Annotated in this window: 12 protein-coding genes and 1 pseudogene; all 13 read right to left on the bottom strand. The window is 48.5% G+C overall.

Annotation, left to right across the window (positions count from 1 at the left end):
- Positions 1-27: 27 nt before the first annotated feature.
- The 13 genes and pseudogenes from EL268_RS07730 to EL268_RS07675 all read right to left on the bottom strand — a co-directional run bounded on the left by EL268_RS07730 (position 28) and on the right by EL268_RS07675 (position 12,907).
- Positions 28-198 (bottom strand): IDEAL domain-containing protein, encoded by a 171-nt coding sequence (locus EL268_RS07730; RefSeq protein WP_115984555.1) that lies wholly within the window; start codon positions 196-198, stop codon positions 28-30.
- Between the two features lie 30 nt (positions 199-228).
- Positions 229-651 (bottom strand): recombinase family protein, encoded by a 423-nt coding sequence (locus EL268_RS33235; RefSeq protein WP_232030525.1) that lies wholly within the window; start codon positions 649-651, stop codon positions 229-231.
- Positions 631-977 (bottom strand): annotated as a pseudogene (locus tag EL268_RS33230) (recombinase family protein); the annotation flags it as partial. The pseudogene EL268_RS33230 and the gene EL268_RS33235, both read right to left, overlap by 21 nt.
- 247 nt (positions 978-1,224) lie before the next feature.
- The gene (locus EL268_RS07720) at positions 1,225-1,533 is read right to left on the bottom strand and encodes a hypothetical protein (RefSeq protein ID WP_106657745.1); all 309 of its coding nucleotides are present in this window, start codon (positions 1,531-1,533) and stop codon (positions 1,225-1,227) included.
- A gap of 222 nt (positions 1,534-1,755) precedes the next feature.
- Positions 1,756-2,343 carry a hypothetical protein gene (locus tag EL268_RS07715; RefSeq protein WP_232030304.1) on the bottom strand — a complete coding sequence of 196 codons (588 nt, stop codon included), beginning with the start codon at positions 2,341-2,343 and terminating at the stop codon, positions 1,756-1,758.
- Between the two features lie 24 nt (positions 2,344-2,367).
- The gene (locus EL268_RS07710; protein WP_232030302.1) at positions 2,368-5,127 is read right to left on the bottom strand and encodes a contractile injection system protein, VgrG/Pvc8 family; all 2,760 of its coding nucleotides are present in this window, start codon (positions 5,125-5,127) and stop codon (positions 2,368-2,370) included.
- A gap of 10 nt (positions 5,128-5,137) precedes the next feature.
- Positions 5,138-5,563, bottom strand: coding sequence for a DUF4280 domain-containing protein (locus EL268_RS07705; protein ID WP_106657760.1), 426 nt, complete (start codon positions 5,561-5,563; stop codon positions 5,138-5,140).
- Positions 5,550-6,101 (bottom strand): imm11 family protein, encoded by a 552-nt coding sequence (locus tag EL268_RS07700; protein WP_115984513.1) that lies wholly within the window; start codon positions 6,099-6,101, stop codon positions 5,550-5,552. Before EL268_RS07700 ends, EL268_RS07705 begins: the two co-directional genes overlap by 14 nt.
- On the bottom strand, positions 6,098-7,243 hold the full coding sequence (locus EL268_RS07695; protein ID WP_106655611.1) for a pentapeptide repeat-containing protein: 1,146 nt from the start codon (positions 7,241-7,243) through the stop codon (positions 6,098-6,100). Before EL268_RS07695 ends, EL268_RS07700 begins: the two co-directional genes overlap by 4 nt.
- A 72-nt stretch (positions 7,244-7,315) precedes the next feature.
- Positions 7,316-8,740, bottom strand: coding sequence for a contractile injection system protein, VgrG/Pvc8 family (locus EL268_RS07690; RefSeq protein WP_106655610.1), 1,425 nt, complete (start codon positions 8,738-8,740; stop codon positions 7,316-7,318).
- On the bottom strand, positions 8,737-9,405 hold the full coding sequence (locus EL268_RS07685) for a hypothetical protein (protein WP_106655609.1): 669 nt from the start codon (positions 9,403-9,405) through the stop codon (positions 8,737-8,739). The genes EL268_RS07690 and EL268_RS07685 overlap by 4 nt, the downstream gene beginning before the upstream one ends.
- 14 nt (positions 9,406-9,419) lie before the next feature.
- The gene (locus EL268_RS07680) at positions 9,420-10,199 is read right to left on the bottom strand and encodes a DNA and RNA helicase (RefSeq protein ID WP_106655608.1); all 780 of its coding nucleotides are present in this window, start codon (positions 10,197-10,199) and stop codon (positions 9,420-9,422) included.
- Positions 10,200-10,243: 44 nt separating this feature from the next.
- Positions 10,244-12,907, bottom strand: a complete 2,664-nt coding sequence (locus EL268_RS07675; protein ID WP_106655607.1) for an acetate and sugar kinases/Hsc70/actin family protein — start codon at positions 12,905-12,907, stop codon at positions 10,244-10,246.
- Positions 12,908-12,914: the final 7 nt, after the last annotated feature.

The raw sequence follows: 12,914 nt of genomic DNA, 5'->3' as shown, positions 1-12,914 counted from the left end.
TGGTCTGCTGTGAAGTATGCTCGTATCTTAGTCTAGTACGCCTAATTCGCGGCGCATCTCAATCTCTAGCTCACGTAACCGCTTTTGCATTTTGACCAATTCCTCAAACCATTCCTTGTCATTCATAGCTAATGCCATGTCAATCATTTCGTCGTAGTCTTCTGAACACATCATCATCCGTTCTTTGTATTCGCTCATTTATCCAACCTCCCAATGTTTACGTGGTGATTAGCTAACCTGTCTTGCCTTGTTCCACAACTGACGGCTAATGATTCGTGGGAATACGTCTTTTTGTCTAATGCCATTCTGCTCTTTTTGCCCGTTATAGGTATTGTAGCCCGTATAAGTTTCGTTACCTAGTACATTCTGCACTTGAACGACCGTCCATGCCTTGCCTGTTTTGGTTGGAATTCCGGCTTTGTTTAACAGCTTGGCGATGCGGTAAGGGTTCGTTCCCTCCACATATTCTCGAAAGATGCACTTTACGGTGCTGGCTTGTTGCTCATCCTGAACCACTTTTCCGTTCAGTAATCTGTAGCCGTAAGGAACACCGCCGCCAGCGTATAGATTCTTTCTAGCGGTGGCAATCCGTCCGCTTTTCGTGCGCTCGTTAATAATCTTCCGTTCAAACTCCGCAAAGCCTCCAATCATCTGCAGGAAGATCATACCTTGTGGAGTAGAAGTGTCCATACGTTCAGTGACGCTAATGAAAGCCATTCCGTTTGGCTCCAGCTCTTCCTCAATCAAATCCAGCAGATGGTCAACCGTCTATGAATTCGGTCTGCCTTCGTGACGACAATGCCGCTAATTTCATTCTCCGACTCTTGAATGTATCGTAGCATTTCCTGATAGCCTGCCCGTTCCTTGGTATTGCCGCTAATACCTTCGTCCTTGAAGATCGCTGCCAGTTGCCAGCCCTGACTCACGCAAAACGCTTCAATCTGCCTTACCTGTTCACTGATTGATGTGTTCTCCATCTGACTGTCCGAGGAGATACGCACATAGCCTACCCATTTCTTGACCTTCGTTTCCTTCATGTAAATGCCTCCTGTTTTTTGTAACACCATACGACCTTACGGAAGGCATTTACAACCCTCTTTATCCTTTTTGCCGCTCGTTAACCGTGATCGTGGTAAGACATTTTTACATTCATTTTTAGATGCCACGCCTTCTGCGGTAGTAAAAAGGAGCGAAACAAAGCGTGTGCTCTGTCTGCTCCTGTCTTCATCCTTGAAACTTGCTTCTCGCTTGTTGCAGTATCTCGACCAACTGGTCTAACGAGCCATCACTTTTCTGCTTCTGCATATCCCTGAGCTTGCCGTTCTCCCGAATAAGTGCCGCAACATTCATCTGCACTTTGGTGATCGCATCTTCCATCGCTCTGATTTCAGCAGGGTCAGACTTGTCCTTCTGTTCCTCCTGCTGAATACGCATTAGCATACGCCGTATCCGTAACTCTGAAAGCCGATACTCTGCTTGGACCTGAGCAATCAAACCCAATGTTTCCTCTACTTTTTGTGCTTGTTTCGCCATTTTCCTTTTCCTCCTTTGATTTTGAACATGCAAAAAAAGCTCATTCCTACTCATAAAACAAGTTGGAAAGAGCTTTGAAAGTTTATCATTTTATCAAGTGTTTGAATTATTTAGTGTTTGGTTTGATGGTTGTATTGTACGATCTTGTTGTTGGGATTGTAAACCAAGTTTAAACAAAATGATTAACAGACTCACCAAACCGCGCAATACAAACAAAAATTATTAGCAGGCGAACCACTTTAGGCTCGCTATTAAATCTACTTCTAATTGTGAAGTTGTTAATACAGAGAAATCGTCTGAATCATCGTGTAATCCATGGGACAATATAAATTTCATATCATTTTCCATTACTATCTCTAGACCAACTTCATTTGGTAATTCTTCAAACAGAGCATTTTGGGGATCGCGCTTTATTATATTTATTTCTTTTATATTCTGCCCTACTATTTGACCCCAATAAGGACTACTATATATTTTATCCTCAGCATCAATTGGATATAAATCAGTGTCATTTTCAATAGATTCGTCTTTAATATACCCGGTATCATCTTTTTCAACCCATAAAATAACCGAATTTCTTGAAGGGTCACTAGCTGCTCCAATTACTAACCCTGATTCAAAATATAGCAGTAGAGGTCCAGCAGTTAGAGAGAACACTTCATCTTGTGCAATCTCACATTGTTCCATTGATTCTTCGCTTTCCCACCAGCTAAATCTTATTAACTTGCTAAGCTTTTCATTTTTAATAATCTGTAACAACTTAATCCTATCAGATGGAATTGAGGATCCGTCTCGCAACTCGTTATCCATAAACACTCTCCTAAATTCAATACGTTATTTTGAATTTTTCCTGGCGGATTCTATAAGCAAATCAATCATTCTTAGATTATTTTTTGATGGTTTTACTTTTTTACCTACTTCTACGTTTAGGGGATCAGCAACTACTACTCTTCCATCTTTTCCAATTAGAAACTGCAAATCATTAATCTTGATCTTCTTTTCAACCATTATTTTTCTTATAGCAGTTAAATCCTCAATACTTCGTTGATTCAATAATGATGATTCTCCAACTATTTGCACCTTACCATCATGTAATTTTACTATATCTTTGGAACCTTGTGCAAACCTGTCAAACATAAGGGCATCTTTTCCATCAACAAAAATTGAGCGTCCATTTACTGTCGGTAATCCTAGCTCATCAAGTTTGTTTAACAAACCCAACTCTTCTGTAATTAGCTTTTGTGGCTTACCGTCTTTTAGAACCCCTACAGCTTTATCCTCCCCATAGGCGTACACATTCTTATTACCCCCACTACCTAATAGTTCTCCTAAATCACCGCTTGATAAATTTGGTTTACCCGTCCCCTCAGTCTCTGGTGGTTTCTCACCCTCAGGCGGCTTCTCCGGCGGCTTTTGATTCGGTCTCGGCTCATTGGGTCGTCCAAAAGTCTCATCCCACTTCCGCTGATTCTCGGTTCTTGGAAGCTCCACTACATCTTTTTTATTCGAGAATTTTATTGGAAACCCTTCCGCCGATTGTAACTGAGGGCCTAAACTATCCGCTAAATTCTGCAAACCTTCTTGCATATCATCGCGCAGCTTCCTAGCCTTTTGCTTGAGCTGTTCTTTCATCTGTGTAGCCTTGCTGATGACTGCATCTTTTGCGGCCATGACGCTAGCGTGCAACTGCTCCTTGATTCGCTGGACGGCTTGCACCACATCCATCTCGTCTAGTGTTTTGCGGGCAGCCGTCCAGACCTTCCCGACGGTACTTTCGACGGCATTTGCTACGTTCTTCACAACATCCGCCGCTGAGTCTGCTACCTCGAGCACTTTCTGTCCCGCTTTCGTTCCCTTTAGTGCTTTATGCGCCTTTGCTCCCAGCTTGGCTCCGGTTGCCGCCCAGCCTGCAAAAGGGATACACGCTGCCAGAGATAGCGCCGCTCCTGCATAGTCTCCTCGTGCGAGCGAGATTCCCGCGTTCGCCAGGTCAGCTACTTCTCCCAGACCCGGAATGAGTCCTACAACATCCAGCGCTAGCTGTACACCATCCAGAAATCCACCCCATCCAGACTCTTCCTCTTCCTGCTGCTCCTCTTCAACTACTTCTTCCTCCTCCTGCGGCAAATCCTCCACAACCACAGGAGCCTTCGTCAGCCCGACCATCTCAATCTTTGGTGCTTGAAGATCGACTTCCCCGTCCAAAATCATGCTGCTGGTGCTGCACATGAGGTAGATCGCTTCCTTGGCCTTGATCTCAACTTTCGTATCTGACGTAATCTCCATATCCTTTTCCGAAGTAAAAACAATCGGATGCATGCTGTGAATCTCGATGCCGTCCTCTTCATGAAGCTTGATAAAAATATTTCCTTCCTTGCTCTCCTTCGCAGTAAGAACGAGCTCCTTGCCACCCATCATCAGCTCTTTGCCAAAGTTGGTTCCCCAGTACTTGATGCCGGGATTGCCCGTTTTCGCCGTGCTGCCTCCCCCTTTTCGCACGGAGCTGACTGCCATGGCTCCTTCTTCATCTGGCGTAGAGAAGTAGAGCTTCACGGAGTCGCCCATTTGCGGCATGCAGTGAAAGCCGCTGTTGCCCTCTGCCGAGTAGACCGTGGCATAAGGGAACCAGCTCGCCTCTGCCTTGGGCTGCTTCGGATCGATGTCGAGGTGGATTTTGACGGTATCCTTTTGGATGTCGATGATCTTGCCTTCCAGGGCAGCGCCGCATATGTCGTCGTTGCGGATAGGGTTTTGACGAATGCCTGCTTCGGGCATGAGCTGATAGGTGTGAATCAGCAGGGCATGGTCGATCCTCGTTGTTGACCCGGCGACGACCAGCTCTTTGCCTTGGTAGTTCACACGGTCTCCGAGCTGGAGGACCTGTCCGCTTTCTACTTCATAGGTGAGAAAATCGTTTTCCGACATACCTGCCGCGTAGCCGTTTTCTGTCGTTTCCATATAGGGAGAAAGCCTTTTGCTGATGGTGTAGCTAGCGTCTGTCAATTGGGCAGTGCGTCCCTCGGGCAAGCCGAACCAAAACTTGGGCGTATCTGCCACTGCCTCAGCGACGAGAATGGAACCAAAGCGGGAGGCTAGTCGCTTTAAAAACTGCCAATCTGTTTCCTGATACTGAATGGCAATGGTCCCGAGCGGCGCTCCGTTCGAAGCATGGTCCAAATAATCCGAGCCGGGATAGTCCTTCGTGATTTCATCCAGCAGACTGGCATACGTCATTTGTTTATGCTGAAAAGAGCGCATCTTGCGCTGTCCGTCCATTCGCTGCGTGTGCGAGACCGCTTCCAGCTCCAAATGATACACGCCGTGAACAAAATTCACACTGACGGAATCCACGAGTCCTTTGAACAGTGTCTTCGTAAGCGAACCGTTTTCCACCAAATTCAGCGCGACTGTATCCTCACTCGTCGCCATCTCAATGTAACGGTCGCTTTTTTCCTCCGGGATGATTGCGGTGACGAACAGTCTAGCGTGCTCATTGACTTTCTTCACGATTCTGACATCCTGCAGGCTTTGGATTTCAAAGGGTGAGACCAACTGAATATTCTCGTATCCAGCCAGCTTCTCTGTCGTATTCATACAATCCCCCTCACGATTGCTCCTGTCCGTCGTCTTCGATGCGAATGCAGCCTCCATAGATGCACATGTTCGTGCTGGTGTTTAACAGGGCGGGATGATTTTCCACGAGTACATCTGCCTTGCCATCGATCCAGGGCATGGTGACCACAGGAACGCATGGCATCGGCTTGAGCACGCCGTTGTTGGCAGCAGTAGCAGCTGCGACGGTTGGATTTTTCTCGCATTTACATTTGCCAAACGGCATGATATTTACTTGCGGCACATAGTCATTCACGTTCATTTGTGCTTGATTGCGAATGTACACGCCATGACTAAACGGCGTTTTCAGCTTGTTCTTCTGGCTCCCGTAGTCGCACGTGAGAATCGCGCCTGCCACAACGTAGCTTTTCTTCGGAGCGGACGACGGCACTACATCGACATCTTCAATCATGGGCATGACTCATTCTCCTCCCTGCTTGCTCTGCTTTTTTCAAGCGGATACCGAAAAAGTCCCTGCGCAGCAAGGCTTCCGCCAGCCGCAAATCGATGATGATATACGGTTCACGAATGCCTTCGACTTGAAAAATCGTGTGGCGTCCAATCTTTTCTGGATCGAGAACCAGCCTCTTGAGTGAGCCGTCCTTGTGAAACTCGCTTTTCTCTGACAGGCAGTTCATACGCGGCAGGATCATCATCCAGTACAAATCCTGCTTGATCCGCTCCCTGTCTACCAGCACGACGGATTTGACGAACAGCTTCGGCGCGAACTTGTGGATGATTGTCTTTAAGCGGTTGGAATACAGCGGGATCGGTCTGTCGAGAAAATCCAGATAGTCGTTCTCTTTCTTTTGCTTGATGTCGAACTGGATGACGGCCTCGTCCAACTCTTCCTGATATTCTGTGGTGAGCCACTCCTGCCGGATAACGTCAAAAACGCCTGTTGGCTCTACTGCACTCGCGATGCGCTCGTCCTGTGACAAGATGAAATAATTCATACCTGACTCCCCTCACGCCATATGACATGCCGCTCCTGAAGCTCATCCAACAGAATGGACTCCCTGACCTCCTCCGAGAATACGGCTCTCTCCAGAAGTGCGCCGCTAAAATTCGCTCCGGTCAAAATCGCATCTGTAAAGTCTGCGCCGCGCAGATCGGCCCCAGTAAAATCAGTCCCAGTCAAGTCCGCCCCGACGAACAAGACGCCATCAAAACCGGGCATCTCCCACGCATCTGGTTCCAAAAGACCCCTTGGCCCGGATGCTTCACGAAAGCTCGCACCTAGCAGATTCGCTCCAGTAAAATCCGCTCCGTGAATGAGACTGTCGCCAAAATCAACCGCTTTTAGCTGGGCACGATGCCATCTCGTTCCGACCAAAACACTTTCGCGAAGAGTTGCTTTCGTTAGCTGACTGTCAGAGAGGTCCGAATAACGAAGATCAAGACCATCGAATTGCCCTTGCCCCAAATCGAGGCCAGCCAAAACCTTGTAGCCGTATTCCAGCTCTTGCTTTTCTTCCAGCCAAGCACGGATCATCACGGAATTTTTGTGGCGAGTGTCCAGACAGTACACGATCTCGCTTTGATCCAGATACTCTCCAACACGCACCTCCAGCTCCGGCTCCTTGTCCACCTGTAGAAAGACTTCCAGCTGAACAGCCTGCACCATGGCATAACGGATCAGGTGAACGACATATTGATGAAACTTCTCTGCCTCCACGAGCTTGATCCGTTCGATATCGGGAAGTCTTACGTGTCCGGCATACGCTCTGGCAGCCTCGTTCCAATCGTCTGCAAGCCGATCCAAAAAACGGAAAGCCCAGCTCGCATCATAGCTGGTTTGACACTCCACCGGATCGAAAAACCAACTGCTGTCCGTAGCTTCCAGCAAATACTGACTGCTTCCAAGAAGAAGCTCCGTCCGCAGCATGGAATAGGTCAAGTGCGCCAGCTTGCCTTTTTCCCCTCGCCCCTGCATGTCAACGACTCGTCGGCAAATCTCTTCAAATGAACGGAGAAATTCTTTTGCCAGCCTCTCTTTATTGGCCTGATAGTAAGCATCCAAGGCATGCAGGCTGGCGATGGTTCTCTTCGGTACCTCGTGCTCCTTGAAATGCTGCAAGGCTTCCTCTCTCTCCATGCCAATCCCCCCTTCTTCTCACCGTTTTTGCATACACCAAACACACGGTTACCCGCGTGGCAACCATGTGTGTCAATTGGTTTTGAGCTCCTGCCCGACGATGCTTGTATTTCCATCCATCTTGATGTTGCTCTCTTTGCAGGTGAGACTGATCTCCTCTTTTGCGGAGATAATCACCTTCGTGGCAGAGTCCATCAAAATGTCCTTTTCGGAGACAACCTTGATATTTTTCTTGCTGAAAATCTGGATGCCGTCCGCGTCGGTCATGCGAATGAGGATTTCCCCGTCCTTTGCGCTAAGCAATACCTCCGACGGGCTGAACATCAGTTCTTTTCCGTTGGCCGTGCGGAAGTATTTGATATCGGGATTCCCGAGCTTGTTCGTTTCACCCTCGTCTGAATTTTTCCGGACAGAGCTGATCGCAATCCCGTCACTTTCCTTGTTGCTCGGAAAATAGACGCGGACGTAGTCATCGAGCTCCGGCATGCAATACCAACCGCTGTTTCCTTCGGCAGTATAAACCGAAGAGTACGGGAACCAGTGCGCTTCGCTCTTGCTCTGGCTCTCATCGATATCGAGGTGGATTTTGACGTTGTCTTTTGATACCTCAATGACTTTCCCCTGCACCGATGCCCCTACAATGAGCGAATTGTGGAGCGGCTTTTGGCTCATTCCTTTTTTGGACGCAAGCAAATACTTGTGCTTGAGCAAGCCTTTCTTCATCTCGGTATGGGCCTCATACACATACAGGCTCTTCCCTTTGAAATCCACACCGTTGCCCAAATCGAGCACGCGATCCGTCTCTACCTCGTAAAAGATGTAGTCATTTTCATCCACGCCCTTGACCCCGTTTTCCGAGGAATGGCGGTATTCATTCAAATTTTTGCGCACCCGGTAGTGAAAATCGTCCAGCTTGCCTTTCGATGCACCCTCTGGCACACCAAAGCTGAACTTTGGCTTTTCAAAAACGGATGCCGGCATCAGTCCGGTCTGAAAACGCGAAGCAAGTCGCTTCAGAAATTGCCAATCCGTCTCCTGATACTGCATGGTAAAGGAGCCCAGCTTCCCGCCATTGGAGGCCATGTCCATAATGTCCATGCCTGGGTATTCTCCTGCGATTGTTTTCAAAAGGGCACCGTAGGTCATGGCTTTGTTTTGAAACGAACGGCTCTTGCGCTTCACGTCAAGATTGTACGTAGGAGAGACAGCTTCGACGTACAAATAATAGACGTCTCGGACGGCTTTGATGCCTATCTCCAGAACGATCCCCGCAAAAAGCGGCGTGGCGTTGCCTTCGTTATCCACCTGACTGATTTCGATCGGGGTCTGTGCTTCTGTCATTTCCACATAGCTGTCCTTCAATTCTTCTGGTACGATCCCCGTAAATGTCAGGCGCGCATGCTCATTGATCTTTTTCGTCATCGTCAGTTCTACCAGATGCGTCAATTGATAAGGAGAGATTTGCAAATTGTTGTAGGCAATGACAGGAAGACTCATATTTTCCCTTCTCCCTTCCCGTTTTCATCTGAATTAGCGGATACGAGCGACAAAGAATCCATGATTCCCCAGCCCACTGGCTTCCAGTCCGACAGCTCCTGTTCCGTGCAATTGAACGTGCAGAGAAGAGCCCGTCCCTGTAGGGAGACAAAGCTGATCAGGTTGTAAATGTCCGTATCCAATGCGGGCGCGACAAACTCGAAAAATCCGACGCTGGTCCCCGCAATCTCACGTATTCCTTCCTCCTGCCAACGAGCGAGCGGCTGTGTTCTCCGCAAAACCTGCTTCATGACATCCATGAAGGCCTTCAGCTGTGCAGGAGAATCCGTCAGCTTGCTCTCGGTATAGGTAAAAGCCAGGTTAATTGACGCTGTTTCGTTCGTATAAATCAGGGAAGGCCTACGTTCTGATGGATACTTCAGAGCTGCTACTTCTGGACTCATGATGGAAAATGTCTTCGGGAGCCGAATCTGTACGAGATCGTCGAGGACGCGCTTGTCCTCCATGGGAATTCTCTCTTCACCGACTGTAATAAATGATTTGTTCACTACATCCAGTCGGTTTTTGCCCTTTGGACCAAAACGTATTGCTGCTGGCTGTGCATCCTCACCGGAAAGCTCATTCAACATGCCGATAATGCTTTCATCCATACGCGCCATTTCCATTCACCATCCTCTCGTTAATCAACAATAACCCGCTGACGCCCGCCTGTTTTCCACTCCGTTTTTGAGGACCTTCCGCCACTCTTGGCGTCATCCAAGATGCGTGCGAGGTATTTGAGAATCTGCAGGTTCGTGTACTCGCGGTAACCAGTCCCCAGTCTATTGCCTAAATAATGAAGAATCAGTTCGCGCTCTACTCTGTCCGCATTCAAGCACTGCATGGCAAAGGCGAGATCATACGGGTGATTGGTGACAGTCTTCAGCATTTCATTCGCAAAATACCGCAGGATGTAAGGAGCAAGTGTTGGCTCGTTTCTCCCGGCATGTTCGACATGCACGAGATTCCACGTATTGAATTCGGTCGCCATATCGGCTAAGTCCTGATAATCCCCGCGAAGCCTTGCCCCTTGCTTGAGCTTGAAGCGCCCCAGCTCCCTTTCATCTTGGCGTGACTCTATCTCCTGATCGAGAACATACGACGTCTCGTAAACGTAATAGTCGGTCAGCGAAGTCTCCTCGTGAAAGCGAATCTTGAGCACCGTCTCCATACCTGTGGCCTCATAAGGGACACGCTCTTCGCGGTCGAACAGGTAAATCCGCCCTTGATGCTTAACGATCCCTCTGCCGACAGTGAGGTGCCCTTCGCCTATCGTTACATCCATCCCGGAAATAATGCCGTCTGTATAATCCTGAAAGTATAAATCTACAAAATGCCGCGGGTAATCACGCAGATTTTCAAGCATCTCCCGCTTGAGAATTCGCCCTTTATGAAAATTGGGATAGAGATGGGAAAACACCGCTGTTCCCCCTTCCTGTTCATTTAAGCTGCCTGGTTATTTGATCATTTCATCCCGTCAAAGAAATCCAGCTCGGACAAGTCACTCTCAAAAGCAAAGAAAACCTTTTTCCCCAAAGCAAGCTGTTCATTCAAGCGAGCTACTGGCACGACATGGAATCCCCACTCGCTGCCGCTCGCAAAAACGAAGTATTTCGACTCGCCATTTTGAATGGAGTCAGTCTCATCCTGCGGGATATGCGTACCGTACTTGCTCGCGATGTCCTCATACAGCACCGTTTTGTATTGAGCAGGTTCATCCATGTACAAGTACCGCTGGCGCAGCTGGCCGTCATTTTCCTTGAGATAAAATTCAACCTCGCTCACGCCGTAGGGACGCGAGATAGAGCCATGCACGAGACTCAGCTTTTCCTGACTGTGAATGAGTACTCTCTCTTGCTTGTTATGCGTGAAGGCGGTCACGGAATAGGGGACGATCGGCGCATGATTCGTAATCTGCGCTTCGATGAAACCTGCCTTTTTGGCACTTTGATAGCGCAGTGCTCCACGTAAGCAAGACAGCTTTAGGTCTGGCACCTTGCCCGCATCCTCCGACTTTTGCCGGAACTCGATACTGCGTCCTGGGACAAACTCTTTGAGCGCTTCACGGAAAACATCAATCCGGCACGACTGCCCGGTCAGCTTGATGATCGAGAAGTCAGCCAGTTTTCCCTGTTGGTAAAAATCGTCCAAGAAGACGCGCAAAATCTCGTAAATATCGGCCTTGATCAGGTGATTGATCTCTTTGGCGTTGAAAACGACATCAGGAAAATCAAACACATCCCGGAAGCGACCATCCTCCCGTATCGACAACACCCATCGCTCGACTGCCGTCAGCTTTAGATCAGGCTCTTGACGATTTTCCGTATCGGATGTGAAGCGATTGCGCAAAATGCCGGTCTGACGGAAAAACTCTTTTTTCATATGGTCAGCGAGGTCCCACAAAAAGTGAAAATTGTTGCGGACACGCTGATACTCGTCCCGGCTCTTGTTCTCGTACTCCTTGTAGCGAGTCGGTAAAATCACCTCAGCTTCCCGATATCTCGCCTCGAAGCGTTCATAGACGGAATCGACGCCGTATTCATCCACGTACCGGAATATTTCCGATCCAGGGATGTCGATAATCTGGTCGATGTCGGTCACTTGCCGCCCTTTTCCGTAATAGTCCGCGAAGACGATTTTCATAAATTGCATAATGCGATACGTAATGTTGTTGCCGCCAAAATTGGTGTCGCCGTTTTCATAGGTCGTATCGATATCGATGCGGTAGGAGATATGTCCGTCCTCGATCCGGAAATGGCAGGATGACAGGTCCGTCGTTCCTCCGCCGCAGTCGATGACGAGCGCTTGATACGTCTCCCCGTCCAGAAAGCTGTTTTTGTCAATTTGATCCGCGATCGTGTTAAACAGGACGGCCATTCCTTCATCGAGGGCGTGCTCTGATTCAATGCGATACTCAGGCAAAATCTCGGTGAACATCTCAAGAAACTGCGTTTTCAGCTTGACTGGACTTGTGATATGCAGATGACGAAAGCGGCATTTGAATTGATGCTCGGCCATTTGAATAACGTGACGAAGGTACTGGCGCAGGATGTCGCTTCGTTTCACAGTCGCGGTATTCCCTTGGCTGTCCATGACCTCTTCGATCTTGTGATAGCTGTTCACCCAGCGTTTGATGCCTTGAAACACGGTCGCATTCGTGCTGTATCCGTTCTTTTTCATGTGCCGAAGTGCTTCATAACCGATGTGAAAGCGAACGTCATGCGGGTTGGAGCAATCCGCCACGCTGACAGCCGTCGGCAGCACCTCGATCCATTCCTCGTTTTTTTGCGTTGTATCGGGGAAAGAGACGTAATTGATCGCATTCAAGCGTATGCGTCCATTCAACAAGTCGTTGCTAGAAGGAGAGCTGACATACTGATGGTCGAGAAAAGCACCCGCTGTCGTCGAGGAGGTACCAAAATCAATCGCGAGAACGGCATCTGTTTCTTCCAATTCCCTGATCTCGAGGTCAGTCACCGGTACTTTGTAGTAGTGGAGATTAACAGGCGGCAACGGATGGTTCTGGTGATACGCCTTGTACAAATACTCCGAGTCCTGCTTGCGGAAAAAGAGCAGGCTGTAGTTTTGATTGACCGTTTTTCTCAAATGAGCATCTTGGTGAGCGTGCAGCGTAAAATGCCCGGCTCTCCTATCGTCTTTCTCTTTGCGCAGATGCAAAATGCCGCATAGCTCCATATGGTCGTTTACCAAAAGCACATTGGATTCGGACAAGCCTTTGGTGGATTCGACGTGATAGTTGTCCAGCTTGCCAATGGCGAGACCCATGTACAAGCACATCTTCGCTGGAATTTTGATCGCATCTACACCTGGCATCGGTGTGTTTAAATATTTGTGGAGTACGGCTTCGAGGCGTTCAACACCACCTGGAACAGCACGCTCAATCAGGAGGTTTTCTTCTGCGCCGCGAAAACGCAGAATCGTGTGCAGCAGTCCCTCCCGATCGAGATTGTTCACGAGTGAGCTGACTAGCTTTTCTTTGTAACATATATTTCGCAGTTGAAAAGTCGTCATCTCCATCAGTTCATCCCGGGTGTAGGTTACTCCGCTTTGACTTTTGCCACCCCCGCTGCCCTTTTCGAGATGAAGCTTATATGAATAGGTAGTCATCCCAACT

The sequence above is a fragment of the Brevibacillus brevis genome, assembly GCF_900637055.1.
GTDB lineage: Bacteria > Bacillota > Bacilli > Brevibacillales > Brevibacillaceae > Brevibacillus > Brevibacillus brevis.
Note: the sequence above shows the minus strand (reverse complement) of the source record. Positions and strands in the feature narration are given on the sequence as shown.

Excerpts from the sequence above, each read along its gene's own strand:
- EL268_RS33235 (WP_232030525.1), bottom strand. The coding sequence starts at position 651 with ATGATTGGAGGCTTTGCGGAGTTTGAACGGAAGATTATTAACGAGCGC.
- EL268_RS07675 (WP_106655607.1), bottom strand. The coding sequence starts at position 12,907 with ATGACTACCTATTCATATAAGCTTCATCTCGAAAAGGGCAGCGGGGGT.
- EL268_RS07720 (WP_106657745.1), bottom strand. The coding sequence starts at position 1,533 with ATGGCGAAACAAGCACAAAAAGTAGAGGAAACATTGGGTTTGATTGCT.
- EL268_RS07730 (WP_115984555.1), bottom strand. The coding sequence starts at position 198 with ATGAGCGAATACAAAGAACGGATGATGATGTGTTCAGAAGACTACGAC.
- EL268_RS07690 (WP_106655610.1), bottom strand. The coding sequence starts at position 8,740 with ATGAGTCTTCCTGTCATTGCCTACAACAATTTGCAAATCTCTCCTTAT.
- EL268_RS07705 (WP_106657760.1), bottom strand. The coding sequence starts at position 5,563 with ATGCCCATGATTGAAGATGTCGATGTAGTGCCGTCGTCCGCTCCGAAG.
- EL268_RS07685 (WP_106655609.1), bottom strand. The coding sequence starts at position 9,405 with ATGGAAATGGCGCGTATGGATGAAAGCATTATCGGCATGTTGAATGAG.
- EL268_RS07710 (WP_232030302.1), bottom strand. The coding sequence starts at position 5,127 with ATGAATACGACAGAGAAGCTGGCTGGATACGAGAATATTCAGTTGGTC.
- EL268_RS07700 (WP_115984513.1), bottom strand. The coding sequence starts at position 6,101 with ATGAATTATTTCATCTTGTCACAGGACGAGCGCATCGCGAGTGCAGTA.
- EL268_RS07715 (WP_232030304.1), bottom strand. The coding sequence starts at position 2,343 with ATGGATAACGAGTTGCGAGACGGATCCTCAATTCCATCTGATAGGATT.
- EL268_RS07695 (WP_106655611.1), bottom strand. The coding sequence starts at position 7,243 with ATGGAGAGAGAGGAAGCCTTGCAGCATTTCAAGGAGCACGAGGTACCG.